Source organism: Streptomyces sp. V4I8, from assembly GCF_041261225.1.
Classification (GTDB): Bacteria; Actinomycetota; Actinomycetes; order Streptomycetales; family Streptomycetaceae; genus Streptomyces.
Genome location: NZ_JBGCCN010000001.1, coordinates 5,310,293 through 5,330,403 on the forward strand (window position 1 = coordinate 5,310,293; position 20,111 = coordinate 5,330,403).

Sequence of the window (20,111 nt, forward strand, 5' to 3'; positions counted from 1 at the left end):
GGTGACCGCGTACGAACCGACGGGCGCGCAAGACGCCGCCGATGCCGGGCACGACGTCGTGTACGACGCCGTCGTGCTCGCCGGGGGCGGCGCGCGGCGGCTCGGTGGTGTGGACAAACCCGGGGTACGCGTCGGCGGGCGCCCGCTGCTCGACCGGGTGCTCGCCGCCTGCGCCGACGCGCGGACCACCGTCGTCGTCGCCGAGCCCCGGCCGACCGCGCGGCCGGTGACCTGGGCGCGCGAGGAACCGCCCGGCGGCGGCCCGCTCGCCGCCCTGGACGCCGGGCTGCGGCACATCACGGCGGACCACGTCGTCGTCCTCTCGGCCGACCTGCCGTTCCTCGACGAGGGCACGGTACGGCGCCTGCTGACCGCCCTGCGCTCCGGCGGCGCCGACGGCGCGCTGCTCACCGACGCCGACGGCCGCGACCAGCCCCTCGTCGCCGCGTACCGCGCGCCCGTGCTGCGCCGTGAACTGGCCGCACTCTCCCGAGGGGACGACGGCCTCACCGGCCTCCCCCTGCGCCGACTGACCGGTGCGCTCGGTCTCACCCGCGTCCCCGACCCCGTCGCGTCCTTCGACTGCGACACCTGGGACGACATCGCCACCGCCAGGGCACGCATCAGGGAGCATGGGCACGTGTTGGATGAATGGATTTCCGCAGTCAAGGACGAACTGGGCCTCGACCTCGACGTCGACACCAAATTGCTGCTGGACCTCGCCCGCGACGCCGCCCACGGCGTGGCGCGGCCCGCGGCCCCGCTGACCACCTTCCTCGTCGGGTACGCGGCAGCGCAGGCCAAGGGGGGCCAGGGCGGCCCCGAGGCCGTCGCCGAGGCCTCCCGCAAGGCCGCCGCCCTCGCCCTGCGCTGGGCGGAAGAGGCCGCGGCCGCCCAGCCCGACGCGGCTCCCGACGCCACCCCCGACAGCCGTCCGGACGCCGGATGACCCCCCGCGGTATCCGGGCGGACGAGGACGCCGAGGACTTCGACGTCGAGGAGGTGCTCGCCCTCGTGAACGAAGACAACGGCCACCACACCCCGGCCGACCACGTGCCCCCACCCCCCGGCCCAGACCAGCCGGAGCGGCACACGCCGGACCGGCACAAGCCCGACCGGTCCACGTCGGACCAGCACAAGTCCGACCGGCACCACAGAGCCACCCCCTGGCCCGAGGCCCGCGAGATCGCCGCCCGTGCCGCCCTGACCGGCACCCGGGCCGCCGGCCGCGCTCCCGTCTCCGTCCCCCTCGACGCCGCCCTCGGCCTCGCCCTGGCAGCCCCTCTCACCGCCTCCACCGACCTGCCCTCCTTCGACACCTCGGCCATGGACGGCTGGGCCATCGCGGGCCCCGGCCCCTGGGCCGTACGGGAGGAAGGCGTTCTGGCCGGGCAAGCCGAGCCCGAGCCGCTCACCGACGGCGAGGCCGTCCGTATCGCGACCGGCGCCCGCATCCCCCCGGACACCACCGCCGTCCTGCGCAGCGAGCACGGCCGCACCGACACCAAGGGCCAGTTGCACGCCACCCGGGAGATCCAGCCCGGCCAGGACATCCGCCCACGCGGCCAGGAGTGCCGTAGCGGGGACCATCTGCTCGCCGTCGGCACCCTCGTGACCCCGGCCGTGCTCGGCCTGGCGGCCGCCGCCGGATACGACGCCCTCACCGCCGTGCCCCGCCCGCGCGTCCAAGTTCTCGTCCTCGGTGACGAGTTGCTCACCTCAGGGCTGCCGCACGACGGACTGATCCGTGACGCCCTCGGCCCGATGCTGCCGCCCTGGCTGCGCGCACTCGGCGCCGAGGTCACGGCCGTACGCCGACTCGGCGACGACGCCAAGGCCCTGCACAAGGCCCTCACCACCTCCGCCGCCGACCTCATCGTCACCACCGGCGGCACCGCGGCCGGCCCCGTCGACCATGTCCACCCCACCCTGCGCCGCATCGGCGCCGAACTCCTGGTGGACAGCGTCAAGGTGCGGCCCGGCCACCCCATGCTGCTGGCCCGCCTCAAGGAGAACCAGCACCTCGTCGGCCTGCCCGGCAATCCCCTGGCCGCCGTCTCCGGCCTGCTCACGCTCGCCGAACCCCTGCTGCGCACGCTGGCGGCGCGCCCCGCCCCGGAGCCCTACACGCTGCCGCTGAGGGACGCGGCGCACGGTCATCCGTACGACACCCGGCTCATCCCCGTCGTGCTGCGCGGTGACCATGCCGTGCCGTTGCACTACCACGGTCCGGCCATGCTGCGGGGCATGGCGGCGGCCGATGCCGTCGCCGTCGTACCGCCGGGCGGCATCCGCGCGGGTCAGGAGGCCGAACTGCTCGACCTGCCCTGGGCGATGGCCGGCATCGAGGTGTGTTTCACGTGAAACTTCCGGGCCAGGACGCGATCGCCCGTCAGGCGGACGAGAGGGTCGCGACCTATCGGGTGAAGCTCCCGAAGAAGATCGTGGAGCATCCGTTCCGTCAGGTGGCCAGGCGGGTTCTGCTGGCCCTGACCCTGCTCGTGGTGACGGCCTTGATCGTCTACGCCGACCACGAGGGCTACAACGACAACTCCGACGGTTCCGTCGACCTCCTCGACGCGTTCTACTACGCGACCGTCAGCCTCTCCACCACCGGATACGGCGACATCACCCCGGTCAGTGACGCCGCCCGGCTCACCAACATCTTCGTCATCACGCCCATGCGAGTGCTGTTCCTGATCATCCTGGTCGGCACCACGCTCGAGGTCCTCACCGAACGGACCCGCGAGGAATGGCGTCTGAACCGCTGGAGGTCCACCTTGCGCGACCACACCGTCGTCGTCGGCTTCGGTACGAAGGGGCGATCGGCGATTCAGACCGTCTGTGCGACGGGCCTGAGGAAGGACCAGGTCATCGTGGTCGACCCGAGTTCCAAGGTGATCGAGGCGGCCGTCGCGGACGGGTACGCCGGGGTCACGGGGGACGCGACGCGCAGCGAGGTCCTGAAGCGGGCCGAGGTGCACAAGGCACGGAAGATCATCATCGCGACCCAGCGGGACGACACCGCCGTCCTGGTGACGCTGACGGCCCGGCAGCTCAACCGCGGCGCGAAGATCGTGGCCGCGGTGCGCGAGGAGGAGAACGCCCCGCTGCTGAAGCAGTCCGGCGCCGACGCGGTCATCACCAGCGCCAGCGCGGCCGGACGGCTGCTCGGCCTCTCCGTGCTCAGCCCCGCCGCCGGCATGGTCCTGGAGGACCTGATCCAGCAGGGCAGCGGGCTCGACATCGTCGAACGGCCGGTCATAAAGGCCGAGGTGGGCAGGAAGCCGCGGGAGATGGACGACCTGGTGGTGAGCGTCCTGCGCGGGCACCGTGTGCTCGGATACGACGATCCGGCCGTCGGGACACTGGAGTTGACGGACCGGCTCATCACCATCGTGCGGGCGACGCCGGGCAGTCAGGTCGCACCTGATGAACGGCGGCTGCCCCCGGGGGTGAAGCCCATGACGCCCCCGGGGGGATGAGGCGCCCGCTGACGCCCGGCCCGGCTACTTGCGGTTGTACAGCCGCATCGTGATCGGCCCGAAGACCGCCACGAACAACCCCGCCCAGCCCAGCGACCAGGCGATCTCGTCCGCCGGCCAGTCACCCGCCATCACCCCGCGGACGGCCGAGGACAGATGGGTGATCGGGCTGTTGTTGACGAAGGCCTGGAGCCAGCCCGGCATGGTCTTCGGGTCGACGAACACGTTGGACAGGAAGGTGAGCGGGAAGATCACCATCATGCTGACGCCCATGACCGACTTCTCGGAGCGCAGCATCAGCCCGAACATCGTCCAGATCCACGAGAACGCGAACGAAAAGGCGACCAGCAGCGCGATCCCGGCGAGCACTCCGCCGACCCCGCCGTCCGGGCGGTAGCCCAGGATGATGCCGACGGTGAGCATCACGACGGACGCGATGGTGTAGCGCAGGGCGTCGCCCAGCAGATAGCCGACCATGGTCGACGGCCGCCAGATCGGCAGCGAACGGAAGCGGTCGAAGACGCCCTTCTCGATGTCGGTGTTCACCGAGACACCGGTGTACATCGTGATCATCACGACCGACATCACCAGGATGCCCGGCAGCAGGAACTGGATGTACTCCTTCGGGGACCCGGCGAGCGCACCCCCGAACAGGTACGTGTACATCAGCACCATCATGATCGGGAACGCGGTGACGTCGAAGAGCTGCTCCGGTACATGCTTGATCTTCAGGATCGCCCGCCAGCCGAAGGTCATGGAGGCCGACCAGGCGCTGGGCCGCGGCGGTCGTTCCCCGGAGACCAGCAGCGCGGCGAGCGACTCGGCGCTGACGGGGGCGAGTTCCTTGCTCTCGGTCTGCGTCGCGGTGCTCATGCCGCCACCTCGTCCTTGTCGTCCTTGCTGCCGTGGTCGGCGCTGCCGTTGGTGTCGTCGTGGTCGTGGGCGTCATGCGTGTCGTGGCCGGTGAGGGCGAGGAACACCTCGTCCAGGCTGGGCTGGCCCAGCGAGAAGTTGTCTACGGTGATGCCGGTGCGGGCCAGCTCGGCGAGCGCACGGGCGGCCTGTTCCGCCGCGTCCCGGCCATGGGCCGCCCCGGAGCTGACGCGCGCGGTGAGCGCCACGGGATCGGGCTCCAACTGCACATCCGCGTCCAGGGTCAGCCGCAGCACCCGCTCGGCCTCCGGCCGCTGCGCCGCGTCACGCAGCCGCAGATGGACGGACCCGGCGCCGACGGACGCCTTGAGCTCGCCCTTGGTCCCCTCGGCGATCACCTTCCCGCGGTCGATGACGGCGATCCGGGACGCCAACTGGTCGGCCTCGTCCAGGTACTGCGTGGTCAGCAGCACGGTGGTGCCCTGGGCGACGACCGCCCGCACGATGTCCCACACCTGGTTGCGGCTGCGCGGGTCCAGGCCGGTCGTCGGCTCGTCGAGGAACAGCAGGTCGGGGGTGTTGAGGATGGACGCGGCGATGTCGATACGGCGCCGCATGCCGCCGGAGTAGTTCTTGACCTGCTTGCCGGCCGCGTCCGACAGTCCGAAGGCCTCCAGGAGCTGCCCGGCCCGCTCGCGGGCGGCGTGCTTGCCGTGTCCGAGGAGCCGGCCCAGCAGGACCAGGTTCTCGGTGCCGGTCAGGTCCTCGTCGACGGAGGCGTACTGGCCGGTCAGGCTCACCCGGCCGCGCACCTCGTCGGCCTCGCGGACGACGTCGTGGCCGAAGACATGGGCCTCGCCGCCGTCGGGTCGCAGGAGGGTGGCGAGCATCTTCACTGTGGTGGTCTTGCCGGCGCCGTTCGGCCCGAGGACGCCGTAGACCGTGCCGGCCGGAACCGCGAGGTCCACGCCGTCGACGGCCCGTGTCTCACCGAACGTCTTCACCAGGCCCGCGGTCTCGATCGCGAGACCGGACGTAGTCTGCGTGCTCATGCTTCGGGGTCCTTCCGATGGCCTTCCGCGTTCTTGGGCTACGCATGGGGAGACCTTTACGGCCGCGCAAACTCATCGGCGCCGCACAGGAAATTTCGCACGGATCCACTCAGGGACCGAGGGGCCGAGGCGGGCGGGCCGGGGAGTAGCGTCCGTCCCATGCATGCGATCACGATTCCCGAACCTGGTGGGCCCGAGGCGCTGGTGTGGGACGAGGTCCCCGATCCCGTGCCCGGTGAGGGCGAGGTACTGGTCGAGGTGGTGGCCGGAGCCGTCAACCGCGCCGACATCCTGCAGCGGCAGGGCTTCTACAACCCGCCCCCGGGCGCCTCCCCCTACCCCGGCCTGGAGTGCTCCGGCCGTATCGCCGAACTCGGCCCCGGCGTCTCCGGCTGGGCCGTCGGCGACGAGGTGTGCGCGCTGCTCTCGGGCGGCGGCTACGCCGAGAAGGTCGCCGTACCGGCCGGCCAACTGCTGCCCGTGCCCAAGGGCGTGAGCCTCATCCGGGCCGCCGCCCTGCCCGAAGTGGTGTGCACGGTCTGGTCGAACGTCTTCATGGTGGCCCATCTGCGCCCCGGCGAGACCCTGCTCGTGCACGGCGGTTCCAGCGGCATCGGCACCATGGCCATCCAGCTCGCCAAGGCCGTCGGCGCCAAGGTCGCCGTCACGGCGGGCAGCAAGGAGAAGCTCGACCGGTGCGCCGAGCTGGGCGCCGACATCCTGGTCAACTACCGGGAACAGGACTTCGTCGCCGAGATCAAGAAGGCCACCGACGGGGCCGGGGCCGACGTCATCCTCGACAACATGGGCGCCAAGTACCTCGACCGCAACGTCCAGACCCTCGCCGTCAACGGCCGCCTCGCCATCATCGGCATGCAGGGCGGCGTCAAGGGCGAGCTCAACATCGGCGCGCTCCTGGCCAAGCGCGGCGCCGTCAGCGCGACCTCCCTGCGCGCCCGCCCCCTCGACGAGAAGGCGGCGATCGTCGCGGCCGTACGCGAGCATGTGTGGCCGCTGCTGGACGCCGGCCATGTCCGCCCGGTCGTCGACTGCGAGATCCCGATGAACGACGCGGCCGAGGCACACCGGGTGCTGGAGGAGAGCGGTCACATCGGGAAGGTGCTCCTGGTGGCGCCGTAGGACCGATCACCGGACGCGGCCCTAGCCGCGCCGCAGCCGGAGACCGACGAAGGCGAGGCCCAGACCGAGCCCGATGAGGACCAGGCCGGTCCCGAGCGGCAGGACCTGCAGTACGGGCTCGGTGGGGTCCTCGGCATGCGCGACGGGCTCTCGTGCGGGCGGGTCCGCCGGGGCGGAGGGGGCCGTGGAGGCCTCCCCGGCGGCATCGGCGGCATCGTCGGTGTCCTCCGAACGCTCGGGCGGGGCACTGCCTCCGTCGTCCTCGCCCTCCCTTTCGCCCTCGCCCCGGTCCCGCCTCTCCGCCGGCACCGCTTCCTCGTCCTCCAGCGGCCCCTTCTCCCGCCCCGGCCGCTCCCGTCCCTCACCCGCCCGGCTCCCGGCCCGGGAGGGCTCGTCGGAGGGGGTGGGGCGGGCAGCGGCGGGCCCGTGGGCGCTGGAGGTGGGCGACGCCTTGGAGTGCTTCGCCTGTCTCGACTGCCGGAGCTCCTCGGCCCTGCTGGACTTCCCCGGCTTCCCCGGCTCCCCGGGCCTTTCAGGCCTGGCGGACTCCACAGTCCCGGCAGCGGAGGCGGCAGGGGACCGGGACTCCGCGGCAGCCGTGGAGGAAGGCCGGGGCTCGGCTGAGGGGCTGGGGCTGAGGCTGGGCCTGGAGCTGGAGGAACCATCAGCGGCAGCCGAGCCATCAGAGGCAGTCGTAGGGAGAGTCGTAGCCGCGGAAGGAGTCCGGGACACAGCCGGTGAGCCGGAGGGAGCCCCGGATACACCGGATGCACCGGGCCCGCGCGTCCCCTGGAAGCCGTACGTCGCCCCGACCGTCCCGACCGCCCCGGCCCCGACCGCCCCGTACGGCCCCATGACCAGCCCCGCCACCAGCACACCCAGCGTCCCCGCCGTCCGCAGCGCCCCCGTCGACAGGCCGCGCGGGCCACCGCGAGCAGCGCGCGGCCGCTCCCGCCACCCCTGTACGACCCCCAGCCATGCAGTCATGGGACAAGCCTCACAGCACCTGGCACACCTGGCATTCCGGACTCCGCCACCCGATCGAACCCGACGTGCATGAGCACCCCGACGGAACAGCCCACCCGCCGCGGCCGACCCGGGCACAGGGCGACTGACGGAATCTCCCGCGGCGTAAACGGTGGATCACCCCACACAGGGGGCACCACGATGATGAGCTGTACGGGTGCGAGAGAATGGCGGCATGGAGATGCCGAGGAACGAAAGGTCGTCCGAGAACCCCCAGATCCTGGTCGTGGGCCAGGACGGGATGGCGCTCAGCGGCGGCAACGGAGACGAGGACTCCCGCGAGATCCCGGTGACGGAGCAGGTCGAGCAGCCGGCGAAGGTCATGCGGATCGGCAGCATGATCAAGCAGCTGCTCGAAGAGGTGCGCGTGGCTCCCCTGGACGAGGCGAGCCGGGTCCGGCTGAAGGAGATCCACGCCAGCTCCGTGAAGGAACTGGAGGACGGCCTGGCCCCGGAACTCGTCGAGGAGCTGGAGCGGCTCTCCCTGCCGTTCACGGACGAGGCGACGCCGAGCGACGCGGAACTGCGGATCGCGCAGGCCCAGTTGGTCGGCTGGCTGGAGGGTCTCTTCCACGGCATCCAGACCACGCTCTTCGCCCAGCAGATGGCCGCGCGCGCCCAGCTGGAGCAGATGCGCCGCGCCCTTCCGCCGGGCATCGGCGGCCACGAGGAGGGTGGCGAACACCGCCAGGGCGGGCCGTACCTGTAAGACACCCGTAAGACAGAAGACGTCCGACGTGTACGCGAAGGGCCCGGCAGCCGCTGCTGCCGGGCCCTGTCAGTTCGCTGCGATCACTGTCGCCGGGCTCACTCCGGGTTGCCCGTGGAGACCTGGAACTCCAGCTCGGGCGGGTTGTCCGGGTCCATGTCCGTACGCGCCGAGGGCGACTGCCGCATGACGGTGCCCTCGCCGAACGTGTTCTCGTCGACGTCGACCTTCTTGTACTTCCACCCCGCGGCGTCGAGGCACTTGACGACCGACGGCCAGTACTTGAACGACATGTCCGGCATCTGCACCTGGTCGGGATCGAGGAGCGACTCCCGCGGCTCGGTGCACTCGGTCGTCTCGACCGTCTTCGCTGTGTCCCCCGCCCGGTATCCGGGCGCCTTCGACGTCGTCTCGGAAGCCGTGGCGGTCGAGCCGCCGCTTCCGCCTCCGCTGTCGTCGTCGGTGCCGCCGCCGTTCAGCGTCAGGGCCGCGATCAGGCCGCCCACCGCGACGACGGACACGATGATCGAGCCGATGACCACCGGCCGGTTGCTCTTGCCGCCGCCCGAACCGGGCCGCTGCTGGGGCGACATGCTGTACGGCGGCGGCGTCGCGTGGCCCGGCTGCGGGGAATACGAGGCGGGCGGCGGCGTCTGGTAGCCGGGCTGCCGCTGCGGATAGCCGTACGCGGGCGACGGCATCGACGGCGGTGGGGTGCCGTACGGGTTCGGGGCCGGGGTCTGCGGGGTCTGCGGGTACGGCGTCTGGACGAGGCCCGCGGGCGGGGGCGTCTGGCCGACCGGCGGGAACACCGAGGCGCCGACCCCCTGGCCGTGCTGCGTCTGCGCGCCCGGCACGATGCTGGGCGGGGCCGCCTGGAAGGACGCGGCCACGCGCAGGCACTCGTCGCGCATGGACTCGGCGCTCGGGAAGCGCTCGTTGGGGTTCTTCTTCAGGGCACGGGCGACCAGCGCGTCCACGGCCGGGGGCAGGGCGCGATTGACCGAGGACGGAGCCACCGGCTCCTCCTGCACATGCGCGTACGCGATCGCCAGCGGGGAGTCCGCGTCGAACGGCAGCCGCCCGGTGACGAGTTGGAACAGCATGATGCCGACCGAGTAGAGGTCGGAACGGGCGTCCACGCCGCGGCCGAGGGCCTGCTCCGGCGAGAGGTACTGCGGGGTGCCGACCACCATGCCGGTCTGTGTCATGGACGTCACACCGGACTGCATGGCGCGGGCGATGCCGAAGTCCATCACCTTGACGACGCCGCGCTTGTTCATCATCACGTTGCCCGGCTTGATGTCCCGGTGGACCAAGCCCATCTCGTGGCTGATCTCCAGCGCCGCCAGCACATCCGCGGTGATCTTCAGCGCCTTGTCGGCGGGCATCGCGCCGAACTGCCGTACATCCGCGTCGAAGACCGAGCTGAGCGGGCGGCCCTCGATGTACTCCATGACGATGTACGGCGTCGTCATGCCGTCGACATCGTCCTCGCCGGTGTCGAAGACCGAGACGATATTGGTGTGCGTGAGCTTCGCCACGGCCTGGGCCTCGCGGCGGAAGCGCTCGCGGAACGCCTGCTCGCGGCCGAGCTCGGTGTGCAGGGTCTTGACCGCCACCTGCCGGTCGAGGACGGAGTCGTACGCGAGATGCACCGAGGCCATGCCGCCCTCGCCGAGCAAGTCGCGCAGCTGATAGCGGCCGCCGGCCAGCGCCCGCCCCGCGTACCGGCCCTGTGCGCCGTCCTGGCTCATGTTCTGCGTCCCCCGTAGCCTCTCGGGCGCTGCGACTGCCGTGGACCGGCGATCCCGAGTGATCCAATGTGCTATTCCCGGCCAAGTCTGCCCCACGGCACTGACAGGTCAAGCGCGGTGCCCGTTCCGTGACCGTACGCGAAGGGAGCGTCGCGGAAGCGTTACAAGGGTCGTACGGCCGGTGCACAGAATTTGCACGAGTGGAGGGGGTGCCGGTTTGATGGCCGGTCCGCCTCCTTCCGGTTGGGGCGGCCGTCTCGGTCCGGCGGCTTGCGCGGAGGCTGTAGCGTGGCCGACGGAGACCGTAACAACACCGCGCGCACCGCGGGCAGAAACGACGGCGAGGACCGATGGCACAGCAGCAGCGCGCTCAGGGCCCGTCCGACCCCGAGGCGGCTGGCGGCGGTATGTCAGACGCGCCGGAAATGTGGGGTAATGGCGGGCTTGTCGGGGACGGCCGTTATCGGCTGACCCGCAGACTCGGCCGGGGCGGCATGGCCGAGGTGTTCGCGGCCGAGGACGTGCGCCTCGGACGCACCGTGGCGGTCAAACTGCTGCGCTCCGACCTCGCCGAGGACCCGGTGTCCAAGGCCCGCTTCACGCGCGAGGCCCAGTCGGTGGCCGGCCTCAACCACCACGCCATCGTCGCCGTGTACGACTCCGGCGAGGACGTCGTGGGCGCGCACAGCGTGCCGTACATCGTGATGGAGATCGTCGAGGGCCGCACCATCCGCGACCTCCTGCTCAACGCCGAGGCACCCGGCCCCGAGCAGGCCCTGATCATCGTCTCCGGGGTCCTGGAGGCGCTCGCCTACTCGCACCAGCACGGCATCGTGCACCGCGACATCAAGCCCGCCAACGTCATCATCACGCACAACGGCGCCGTGAAGGTGATGGACTTCGGTATCGCCCGCGCCCTGCACGGCGCGCAGTCGACGATGACGCAGACCGGCATGGTCATGGGCACCCCGCAGTACCTCTCGCCCGAGCAGGCGCTCGGCAAGGCGGTCGACCACCGGTCCGACCTCTACGCGACGGGCTGCCTGCTCTACGAACTCCTCGCGCTGCGCCCGCCGTTCACCGGCGAGACCCCGCTGTCGGTGGTCTACCAGCACGTCCAGGACATCCCGACCCCGCCGTCCGAGGTCTCCGACGCCGTGCCGCCGGAGCTCGACGGCCTGGTCATGCGCTCGCTCGCCAAGGAGCCGGACGACCGGTTCCAGACGGCCGAGGAGATGCGCGGCCTCGTCCAGTACGGCCTGCAGATGCTGTACGACCAGGGCGGCCACACCGGCACCTGGAACACCGGCCCGGTGGCCGTGCACGAGGGCCGGCACACCCCCGCGTCCGGCTTCGCGCACACGACGGTCATGGGCCACCCCGGCGACTCGGGCGCCGGCACGAGCCAGATCCCGCAGCCGATCCTGCCCTCCGGATACGGCGGCGGGGACGACGGCGGCTTCGAGGGCCACGGCAACAAGGGCAGCGGCCGCGGCAAGCTGTGGATCCTGGCCGTTTTCGCGGTGATCGCGATCGCGGCCGGTGTCGCGCTGGCACTGCAGAACGGCGGCGGCCGCGGCGGCGGTGATACGGACACCACGCCAACTCCGACCACGTCGCAGACCACCGACGAGGGCAACGCGACTGACGAGGCGACCGAGGATCCGACCGAGGAAGCCACGGACGACGGCACCGGCACGGGCACCGACCCGACCTACGAGCCGACGGAGGATCCCACGTACGAGCCGACGGAGGATCCCACATACGAGCCGACCGAGGACCCGACCACGGCTGATCCGACCGAGGACCCGACCGAGGATCCGACGGAGGGTCCGACGGAGGACCCGACGGAGGATCCGTCCACCCCGCCGACCCTGCCGACGGCAACGGCGGGCGACTCCGGAGGCGTCTGACCGGCCTGCCGGCCCGGCTCCGCTGAGAACCCATCCCACGCGCGCGTGCGGCCCGGAAACGGGCTCCACGCGCGCGTGCCGTTTACGGCAGACGGCTGGATCGTTCTGCAGCCATAACCTGATTTATCCGCTTTCGCGGACGAGATCAGCCTCACACCGGTTCCGTGACCTCGACCTCTGTCACTCTTCCCGTGACCTGGGTCACCGATATAACGTGCCGTTGTTCCGGCCCCCTGCAAGGCTGTGACCAGGACTTGTTCCGGACTTTCGCGATTTACTTGGAAATCCAAGCAAAAACGCAGGTCAGGAGGGGTTTCACAGAAATGTGGAGCACTGGGTAACGTGCCTATTGCAGGGCGCTCGCCGGGGCACCTGTCACGCCTGTCCCCCCACGAGCCGCACCCACCCTGTGCGTCCGTAGGGCTTCAGGTGAGCCGCACTGGCACCCGGCGAACCCGGGTAGCCGGACCGACGGAGGAGCACACGTGACCGTGGAGAGCACTGCCGCGCGAAAGCCGCGACGCAGCGCCGGTACCAAGAGCACGGCCGGCAAGACAACCGCAAGGAAATCGCCGAGCACGGACCCCGAGCTCGTGCAGCTGCTGACGCCCGAGGGCAAGCGCGTCAAGAACGCCGAGTACGACAAGTACGTCGCCGGCATCACCCCCGAGGAGCTCCGCGGTCTCTACCGCGACATGGTGCTCACCCGCCGCTTCGACGCCGAGGCCACCTCCCTGCAGCGCCAGGGCGAGCTGGGCCTGTGGGCGTCGCTGCTCGGCCAGGAGGCCGCCCAGATCGGCTCCGGCCGGGCCACCCGCGAGGACGACTACGTCTTCCCGACCTACCGCGAGCACGGCGTCGCCTGGTGCCGCGGGGTCGACCCGGCCAACCTGCTCGGCATGTTCCGCGGCGTGAACAACGGCGGCTGGGACCCCAACAGCAACAACTTCCAGCTCTACACGATCGTCATCGGCTCCCAGACGCTGCACGCCACCGGCTACGCCATGGGCATCGCCAAGGACGGCGCCGACAGCGCGGTGATCGCCTACTTCGGCGACGGCGCCTCCAGCCAGGGCGACGTGGCCGAGTCCTTCACCTTCTCCGCGGTCTACAACGCCCCCGTGGTGTTCTTCTGCCAGAACAACCAGTGGGCGATCTCCGAGCCGACCGAGAAGCAGACCCGGGTGCCGCTGTACCAGCGCGCGCAGGGCTACGGCTTCCCCGGCGTCCGGGTCGACGGCAACGACGTCCTGGCCTGCCTCGCGGTGACGAAGTGGGCGCTGGAGCGTGCCCGCAGCGGCGAGGGCCCGACACTGGTCGAGGCGTACACGTACCGCATGGGTGCGCACACCACCTCCGACGACCCCACCCGCTACCGCGGTGACGACGAGCGTCTGGCCTGGGAGGCGAAGGACCCGATCCTGCGCCTTCGCGCCTATCTCGAGGCTTCAAACCACGCGGACGAGGGATTTTTCGCGGAACTGGAGCGCGAGAGCGAGGCGTTGGGCAAACGAGTGCGCGAGGCGGTCCGCGCCATGCCGGACCCGGACCACTTCGCCATCTTCGAGAACGTGTACGCGGACGGGCATGCGCTCGTCGACGAGGAGCGCGCCCAGTTCGCCGCCTACCAGGCGTCGTTCACGGACGTAGAGGGGGCCTGACATGGCAGCGGAGACAGTAAAGAACCTGGCTCTGGCCAAGGCGATCAACGAGTCGCTGCGCCGTGCCCTGGACACGGACCCCAAGGTCCTCATCATGGGCGAGGACGTCGGCAAGCTCGGCGGCGTCTTCCGCGTCACGGACGGCCTGCAGAAGGACTTCGGAGAGAGCCGCGTCATCGACACCCCGCTCGCGGAGTCCGGCATCGTCGGCACGGCGATCGGTCTCGCCCTGCGCGGCTACCGGCCCGTCGTGGAGATCCAGTTCGACGGCTTCGTCTTCCCGGCGTACGACCAGATCGTCACGCAGCTGGCGAAGATGCACGCCCGCTCGCTGGGCAAGGTCAAGCTCCCGGTCGTCGTCCGGATCCCCTACGGCGGCGGCATCGGCGCGGTGGAGCACCACTCGGAGTCCCCCGAGTCGCTCTTCGCGCACGTGGCCGGTCTGAAGGTCGTCAGCCCGTCCAACCCGTCGGACGCGTACTGGATGATGCAGCAGGCCATCCAGAGCGACGATCCGGTGATCTTCTTCGAGCCGAAGCGGCGCTACTGGGACAAGGCCGAGGTCAACACCGAGGCGATCCCGGGCCCGCTGCACAAGGCGAAGGTCGTCCGCGAGGGCTCGGACCTCACCCTGGCCGCCTACGGCCCGATGGTGAAGCTCTGCCAGGAGGTCGCCGACGCGGCCGCCGAGGAGGGCAGGAACCTGGAGGTCCTGGACCTGCGCTCGGTCTCCCCGATCGACTTCGACTCCATCCAGGCCTCCGTCGAGAAGACCCGCCGTCTGGTCGTGGTCCACGAGGCACCGGTGTTCTTCGGCTCGGGCGCGGAGATCGCCGCCCGGATCACGGAGCGCTGCTTCTACCACCTGGAGGCCCCGGTGCTGCGGGTGGGCGGCTATCACGCCCCGTATCCGCCGGCGCGTCTGGAGGAGGAGTACCTGCCGGGCCTGGACCGGGTACTCGACGCCGTCGACCGTGCCCTGGCGTACTGAGGAGAGGGTCGTGACGACGATGACGGAAGCGTCCGTGCGCGAGTTCAAGATGCCCGACGTGGGCGAGGGACTCACCGAGGCCGAGATCCTCAAGTGGTACGTCCAGCCGGGCGACACGGTCACCGACGGCCAGGTGGTGTGCGAGGTCGAGACGGCCAAGGCGGCCGTCGAGCTGCCCATCCCGTACGACGGGGTGGTCCGCGAGCTGCGCTTCCCCGAGGGCACGACGGTGGACGTCGGTACGGCGATCATCGCGGTGGACCTGGCGGGCGGGGCGGCCCCGGTCGCCGAGGCGCCGGCTCAGGTCCAGGTTCCGGCTCCGGCCGAGACGGAGCCGGAGGAGGCCAAGCCCCAGGGCCGCCAGCCGGTGCTGGTCGGCTACGGCGTGGCCGCGTCCTCGACGAAGCGCCGCCCGCGCAAGGGGGCCGAGGTCCCGCGCCAGGAGCCCTCCGCGTCGGCGCAGGCACTGCAGTCCGAGCTGAACGGCCACGGCCAGGGCCCCGCCGCGGTGGTGGCGTCTCCCCGGCCGCTGGCGAAGCCTCCGGTGCGCAAGCTGGCGAAGGACCTGGGCGTCGACCTGACGACGGTCACCCCGACCGGCCCCGACGGCATCATCACGCGCGAGGACGTCCACGCGGCGGTGGCCCCGCAGGCCCCGGCCGCCGAGCCGGTGCCGCAGGCCGCCCCGGTCGCCGTGCCCGCCGCCGCTCCGGCGCCGGTGGCCGCGTACGACACGGCCCGCGAGACCCGTATCCCGGTGAAGGGCGTCCGCAAGGCGACGGCGGCGGCGATGGTCGGCTCGGCGTTCACGGCGCCGCATGTCACGGAGTTCGTGACGGTGGACGTGACGCGCACGATGAAGCTGGTCGAGGAGCTCAAGGAGGACAAGGAGTTCGCGGGCCTGCGCGTGAACCCCCTGTTGCTGATCTCCAAGGCCCTGCTGGTGGCGATCAAGCGGAACCCGGACGTCAACGCGTCCTGGGACGAGGCCAACCAGGAGATCGTGCAGAAGCACTACGTCAACCTGGGCATCGCGGCGGCGACGCCGCGCGGCCTGATCGTCCCGAACATCAAGGACGCCCACGCCAAGACGCTTCCGCAGCTGGCCGAGGCGCTCGGCGAGCTGGTGTCGACGGCGCGGGACGGCAGGACCACGCCCGCCGCGATGCAGGGCGGCACGGTCACCATCACCAACGTCGGCGTCTTCGGCGTCGACACCGGCACCCCGATCCTCAACCCCGGCGAGTCCGCGATCCTCGCGGTCGGCGCCATCAGGCTCCAGCCGTGGGTCCACAAGGGCAAGGTGAAGCCGCGTCAGGTCACGACGCTGGCGCTCAGCTTCGACCACCGGCTGGTGGACGGGGAACTGGGCTCCAAGGTCCTCGCCGACGTGGCGGCGATCCTGGAACAGCCGAAGCGGCTGATCACCTGGGCGTGAGCCCGAAGGAGGAGCGAAAGGGGCGGCCACTGTCGAGTGGCCGCCCCGTTTCGTCGAGCGCGGGCCTTGGAGGGCCTCAGCGCTCAGTGAGCCTCAGCGGGCGTCAGATCTTGGCGTAGCCGTAGTTGATGAGCTTCTTCACGTCCGCCGTGCGGCTGGCCTCATCGGGGGCGGTGAGGACGGTGCCCATCACCGACTCCCCGTTGAGCGTGGCCGCGAAGACCAGGCAGTACTTGGCCTCGCTTCCGGAGCCCGTCTTCACACCGAGCGTGCCGTTCCAGCCGAGCAGGGTGTTGGTGTTGTTCCACGTCGCCATCGTGCGAGTGGAGCCGGAGCTCGTGATCGTCTTCGCCGTGTACGCCTTGGTCTTCACGACGGTCTTGAACGTGGTGCTCTTCATCGCGCTGCGGGCGAGCTTGGTCAGGTCGCGCGGCGTCGAGTAGTTGGAGCCGTTGCTGATGCCGTCGAACGAGTCGAAGTGCGTGTTCGTCATGCCCAGGCTCTTGGCCATGGTGTTCATCTTGCCGATGAACGACTTCACGCGCGCGTTGACCGTCGAGCCGGTACCGAACTTGTCGGCGAGGGACATCGCGGCGTCACAGCCCGACTTGAGCATCATCCCGTACAGCAGCTGACGGACGGTGACCTTGTCACCGACGATCAGGTTGGCCGACGAGGCGCCCTTGGAGACGATGTAGTTGCTGACCTCCTTCCTTATCGTGACCTTGGTGTCCAGGTTCAGGTTCGACTGCGAGAGCACGACCTTGGCGGTCATGATCTTGGTGGTGGAGGCGGTGAGCCTCTTGGTGTCCGCGGACTTGGTGAACAGCGTCTTACCGGTCGCGCTGTTCATCAGGAACCCGCCCTTGGCGGTGATCGAGGGCGTGGTCACGGCCTGCGCGGGGGCCGCGGTGACGGCACCGGAGGCGAGGACCGCGCCGGTCGTGAGCACGACGGCTGCGGCTCTGCGGACACGCATGCCCTTGATGGCAGTTATCAACTGAAATACCCCGATTACGTCGAATGCCCCGAAAGTGCGGCCGAATTGGAGGGGAAAGAAAGTGGGGCCGCACGTGTGTGACACGTAATTAGCACAGAAGGTTGTGCAGCGGCTGGGGTGGATGTTGCTTCTTTGCCGGAAGATTCCGCTGTGAGGTCCGCATGGTGGAATGACCACCGCCATGCGTACGTGTTGTATCTATGCTGTGGGCATGCCTTCCGCCCCGCCCGCACCCCTCAAGCAGCCACCCGCCGCCGACCGCGTCTACACCCATGTCAAGCAGGGTGTCCTGGACCGCCGTTACGAGGGCGGGACGCTCCTCACCGAGGGCGAGCTCGCCGAGGCCGTCGGCGTCTCGCGCACGCCCGTGCGGGAAGCGCTGCTGCGGCTGGAGGTCGAGGGGCTGATCAAGCTCTACCCGAAGAAGGGCGCACTGGTCCTGCCGGTCTCCGCGCAGGAGATCAAGGACGTGGTCGAGACGCGGATGCTCGTCGAGGAGCACGCGGCGCGCAAGGCCGTCCCCGCGCCCCCCGGCCTCATCGAGCGCCTGGAACAACTGCTCGCCCAGCAGAAGGCCCAGGCCGCCGCCGGTGATCTCGCCGGAGCGGCCGTCACCGACCGGTGCTTCCACGCGGAGATCGTCCGCAGCGGCGGCAACGAGATCCTGTCGAGGCTGTACGACCAACTGCGCGACCGGCAACTGCGCATGGGCGTCGCCGTCCTGCACTCCCACCCCGACCGGATCGCCAAGACCCTGGTCGAGCACGACGAGATCCTTCAGGCCCTGCGCTCCGGGGACGCCGAGGCGGCCGTGGGGCTGGTCCACCGGCACATCGGCTGGTTCTCGCACCTCGCCCGGGGTGAGGAGCGATGAGGACCTCCGCATTGCCGGGTGACCCTCTGGGCGGCCGCCGCGCCGTCGCCGTCTGGGGCATTGGCGTCTCGGTCTACTTCGTCGCCGTCATCTTCCGTACGTCCCTCGGGGTCGCCGGCCTCGACGCCGCGGACCGCTTCGACGTGAACGCCTCGGCCCTGTCGACGTTCTCGATCCTGCAACTGCTCGTCTACGCGGGCATGCAGATACCCGTCGGCCTCCTCGTCGACCGCCTCGGCACCAAGAAGGTGCTGGGCCTGGGCGTGGTGCTGTTCACGGCGGGCCAACTGGGCTTCGCCTTCTCACCGTCGTACGGCATGGCCCTCGCCTCACGCGCCCTGCTGGGCTGCGGCGACGCGATGACGTTCATCAGCGTGCTGCGGCTGGGCAGCCGCTGGTTCCCGGCCCGGCGCGGTCCACTGATCGCGCAGCTCGCCGGACTCGCGGGCATGGCGGGCAACCTCGTCTCCACGCTGGTGCTGGCACGGCTGCTGCACGGGGTGGGCTGGACGGCGGCGTTCGCGGGCAGCGCGGGTGCGGGTGCCGTGGTGTTCGTCCTGTTGCTGCTGTTCCTGAAGGACCACCCCGAGGGGCACGAGCCGGACCCGCTTCCGCACCAGGGCGCGGCGTACGTACGACGCCAGATCGCCGCCTCCTGGCGGGAACCGGGCACGCGGCTCGGGCTGTGGGTGCATTTCACGACCCAGTTCCCGGCGATGGTGTTCCTGCTGCTGTGGGGCATGCCGTTCCTGGTCGAGGCGCAGGGGCTGTCCCGGGCCACGGCCGGTGAACTGCTCACCCTCGTCGTCCTGTCGAACATGGTCGTCGGCCTGGTCTACGGCCAGGTCGTCGCCCGGCACCACGAGGCGCGGCTCCCGCTGGCGCTGGGCACGGTGGGCGCGACGGCGCTCCTGTGGGCGACGACGCTGGTCTGGCCCGGCGACACGGCGCCGATGTGGCTGCTGATCGTGCTGTGCGCGGTGCTCGGCGCGTGCGGTCCGGCCTCCATGCTCGGCTTCGACTTCGCACGGCCGGCGAATCCGCCGGAGCGGCAGGGCACGGCGTCCGGGATCACCAACATGGGCGGCTTCGTGGCCTCGATGACGACGCTGTTCGCGATCGGGGTGCTGCTCGACGCGACCGGGGACGACTACGCCGTCGCCTTCTCGGTGGTCTTCGTCCTCCAGGCGCTGGGTGTGAGCCAGATCCTGCGGCTGCGGAAGCGGGCGGCGCGCAGGGAGCGGGAACGGCTGGTGGCCAGCAGGGTGGAGACCGTGCACGTTCCCGCGTGAGCCTGCGGCGGCCGGGGAACTACAGGGCCGGGACGAGTGTGAGGTACGCGAGTCCAAGTACGCCCCGATAGCTCATCCACTGGGCGCGGTGGCGGTCCAGGCGCTCACGGGTCTCGGCGGCCAGCGGGTGACCGGGGTGCTGGGCCAGCCACACCTCGACGTCCGCCTGGTACGCGGATTCGAACTCCTCCCACTCGTCGAGGTTGGCCGTCTCGGTCCACTCCGGGCGGAAACCGGCGGCTACCGCGAGGTCGAGCAGGGTGGCCAGGTCGTGGTGGTCGGTGACGGCGGCTTCCGGCCACATGCCCTTGAGTTCGGCGGGGGTCGGGGTGCGCTGCCAGAAGCCCTCACCCAGCAGTACGCGGCCGTTGTCGGTGACGAGGCCGCGTAGTGCGCGGAGGGCCTCGGTGGTGTGCTCGGGCGGCTCGGTGGTGCTCAGGGCCTGGCTCGATCCGACGCACAGGACCAGGTCGGCGGGGCCGCGGGTGGCTGCGAGGGCGGACTCCTCGACGAATTCGGCCCGGTGCGTCAGGCCTCTGGCTTCGGCGTTGCGGCGGCCGCGGGCGAGGTCGTCGGCGTTGAGGTCGATGCCTGTGCCGCTCGCGTCGGGGGCCGCGGTCAGGATGCGCAGCATCAACTCGCCCCAGCCGCAGCCGATGTCGAGGACGGTGGTGGGGTTCGTCCGGGTGAGTCGCCGGACGAGGCTTTGGGCCCGCGCCTCGGAGAGGGGACCGTGGAAGGTCAGGTGGGTCAGGCGGGGCGGGTGGCTGGCTGGGGTGTTCATGTGGGAGTCGGTCACGGCGGGACGTTAGCTGTGGGTGTGGAGTGGGCGACAGCGGTTTTCGCCCCCGCCGCCCCTACCCGTCTCTTTCTGGAAGGGGCTCGCCCCTTCGACCCCGC

At 70.8% G+C, this 20,111-nt stretch carries 17 protein-coding genes; 11 read left to right on the top strand and 6 right to left on the bottom strand.

Annotation, left to right across the window (positions count from 1 at the left end):
• The first annotated feature begins 1 nt into the window (after nucleotide 1).
• From ABIE67_RS24105 to ABIE67_RS24115, 3 genes are read left to right on the top strand one after another with little or no spacing between them, the layout of a single operon-like run.
• Nucleotides 2-949, top strand: a complete 948-nt coding sequence (locus ABIE67_RS24105; protein ID WP_370260756.1) for an NTP transferase domain-containing protein — start codon at nucleotides 2-4, stop codon at nucleotides 947-949.
• Complete coding sequence (locus ABIE67_RS24110) at nucleotides 946-2,364, top strand: molybdopterin molybdotransferase MoeA (protein ID WP_370260760.1); 1,419 nt, start codon at nucleotides 946-948, stop codon at nucleotides 2,362-2,364. The genes ABIE67_RS24105 and ABIE67_RS24110 overlap by 4 nt, the downstream gene beginning before the upstream one ends.
• Entirely contained in the window at nucleotides 2,352-3,485 is a 1,134-nt protein-coding gene (locus tag ABIE67_RS24115) for a TrkA family potassium uptake protein (protein WP_370260764.1), read from the top strand. The genes ABIE67_RS24110 and ABIE67_RS24115 overlap by 13 nt, the downstream gene beginning before the upstream one ends.
• A gap of 24 nt (nucleotides 3,486-3,509) precedes the next feature.
• Here the strand turns inward: ABIE67_RS24115 and ABIE67_RS24120 are convergent, their stop codons facing one another.
• Both ABIE67_RS24120 and ABIE67_RS24125 read right to left on the bottom strand, forming a co-directional pair.
• On the bottom strand, nucleotides 3,510-4,358 hold the full coding sequence (locus ABIE67_RS24120) for an ABC transporter permease (protein ID WP_370260768.1): 849 nt from the start codon (nucleotides 4,356-4,358) through the stop codon (nucleotides 3,510-3,512).
• Nucleotides 4,355-5,410 carry an ATP-binding cassette domain-containing protein gene (locus ABIE67_RS24125; protein ID WP_370260773.1) on the bottom strand — a complete coding sequence of 352 codons (1,056 nt, stop codon included), beginning with the start codon at nucleotides 5,408-5,410 and terminating at the stop codon, nucleotides 4,355-4,357. The genes ABIE67_RS24120 and ABIE67_RS24125 overlap by 4 nt, the downstream gene beginning before the upstream one ends.
• A 159-nt stretch (nucleotides 5,411-5,569) precedes the next feature.
• Here ABIE67_RS24125 and ABIE67_RS24130 point away from each other — a divergent pair, with 159 nt between their 5' ends.
• Nucleotides 5,570-6,550, top strand: a complete 981-nt coding sequence (locus tag ABIE67_RS24130) for an NAD(P)H-quinone oxidoreductase (RefSeq protein ID WP_370260777.1) — start codon at nucleotides 5,570-5,572, stop codon at nucleotides 6,548-6,550.
• Between the two features lie 21 nt (nucleotides 6,551-6,571).
• Here the strand turns inward: ABIE67_RS24130 and ABIE67_RS24135 are convergent, their stop codons facing one another.
• A complete protein-coding gene (locus ABIE67_RS24135; protein WP_370260780.1) occupies nucleotides 6,572-7,102 on the bottom strand; it encodes a hypothetical protein in 531 nt (176 codons plus the stop codon).
• Nucleotides 7,103-7,751: 649 nt separating this feature from the next.
• Here ABIE67_RS24135 and ABIE67_RS24140 point away from each other — a divergent pair.
• Complete coding sequence (locus tag ABIE67_RS24140; RefSeq protein ID WP_370260784.1) at nucleotides 7,752-8,285, top strand: bacterial proteasome activator family protein; 534 nt, start codon at nucleotides 7,752-7,754, stop codon at nucleotides 8,283-8,285.
• A gap of 98 nt (nucleotides 8,286-8,383) precedes the next feature.
• Here the strand turns inward: ABIE67_RS24140 and ABIE67_RS24145 are convergent, their stop codons facing one another.
• Complete coding sequence (locus tag ABIE67_RS24145; protein WP_370260789.1) at nucleotides 8,384-10,042, bottom strand: protein kinase; 1,659 nt, start codon at nucleotides 10,040-10,042, stop codon at nucleotides 8,384-8,386.
• Nucleotides 10,043-10,392: 350 nt separating this feature from the next.
• Between ABIE67_RS24145 and ABIE67_RS24150 the strand changes: the two genes are divergently transcribed.
• The 4 genes from ABIE67_RS24150 (at nucleotide 10,393) to ABIE67_RS24165 (ending at nucleotide 16,045) form a co-directional block, all read left to right on the top strand.
• A complete protein-coding gene (locus ABIE67_RS24150) occupies nucleotides 10,393-11,955 on the top strand; it encodes a protein kinase (protein WP_370260794.1) in 1,563 nt (520 codons plus the stop codon).
• A gap of 485 nt (nucleotides 11,956-12,440) precedes the next feature.
• On the top strand, nucleotides 12,441-13,616 hold the full coding sequence (pdhA, locus tag ABIE67_RS24155) for a pyruvate dehydrogenase (acetyl-transferring) E1 component subunit alpha (RefSeq protein ID WP_370260798.1): 1,176 nt from the start codon (nucleotides 12,441-12,443) through the stop codon (nucleotides 13,614-13,616).
• Between the two features lies 1 nt (nucleotide 13,617).
• A complete protein-coding gene (locus ABIE67_RS24160; RefSeq protein WP_370260803.1) occupies nucleotides 13,618-14,607 on the top strand; it encodes an alpha-ketoacid dehydrogenase subunit beta in 990 nt (329 codons plus the stop codon).
• Between the two features lie 10 nt (nucleotides 14,608-14,617).
• Entirely contained in the window at nucleotides 14,618-16,045 is a 1,428-nt protein-coding gene (locus tag ABIE67_RS24165; protein ID WP_370260807.1) for a dihydrolipoamide acetyltransferase family protein, read from the top strand.
• 103 nt (nucleotides 16,046-16,148) lie between these two features.
• Here ABIE67_RS24165 and ABIE67_RS24170 read toward each other — a convergent pair whose 3' ends face one another.
• Nucleotides 16,149-17,024 (bottom strand): D-alanyl-D-alanine carboxypeptidase family protein, encoded by an 876-nt coding sequence (locus ABIE67_RS24170; protein ID WP_370260811.1) that lies wholly within the window; start codon nucleotides 17,022-17,024, stop codon nucleotides 16,149-16,151.
• A 232-nt stretch (nucleotides 17,025-17,256) separates the two neighbouring features.
• Between ABIE67_RS24170 and ABIE67_RS24175 the strand changes: the two genes are divergently transcribed.
• Together ABIE67_RS24175 and ABIE67_RS24180 are read left to right on the top strand one after the other, a co-directional pair.
• Nucleotides 17,257-17,919, top strand: a complete 663-nt coding sequence (locus tag ABIE67_RS24175) for a GntR family transcriptional regulator (RefSeq protein WP_370260815.1) — start codon at nucleotides 17,257-17,259, stop codon at nucleotides 17,917-17,919.
• Complete coding sequence (locus tag ABIE67_RS24180) at nucleotides 17,916-19,211, top strand: nitrate/nitrite transporter (RefSeq protein WP_370260819.1); 1,296 nt, start codon at nucleotides 17,916-17,918, stop codon at nucleotides 19,209-19,211. Before ABIE67_RS24175 ends, ABIE67_RS24180 begins: the two co-directional genes overlap by 4 nt.
• 19 nt (nucleotides 19,212-19,230) lie before the next feature.
• Here the strand turns inward: ABIE67_RS24180 and ABIE67_RS24185 are convergent, their stop codons facing one another.
• Nucleotides 19,231-19,995, bottom strand: a complete 765-nt coding sequence (locus ABIE67_RS24185; protein ID WP_370268860.1) for a cyclopropane-fatty-acyl-phospholipid synthase family protein — start codon at nucleotides 19,993-19,995, stop codon at nucleotides 19,231-19,233.
• Nucleotides 19,996-20,111: the final 116 nt, after the last annotated feature.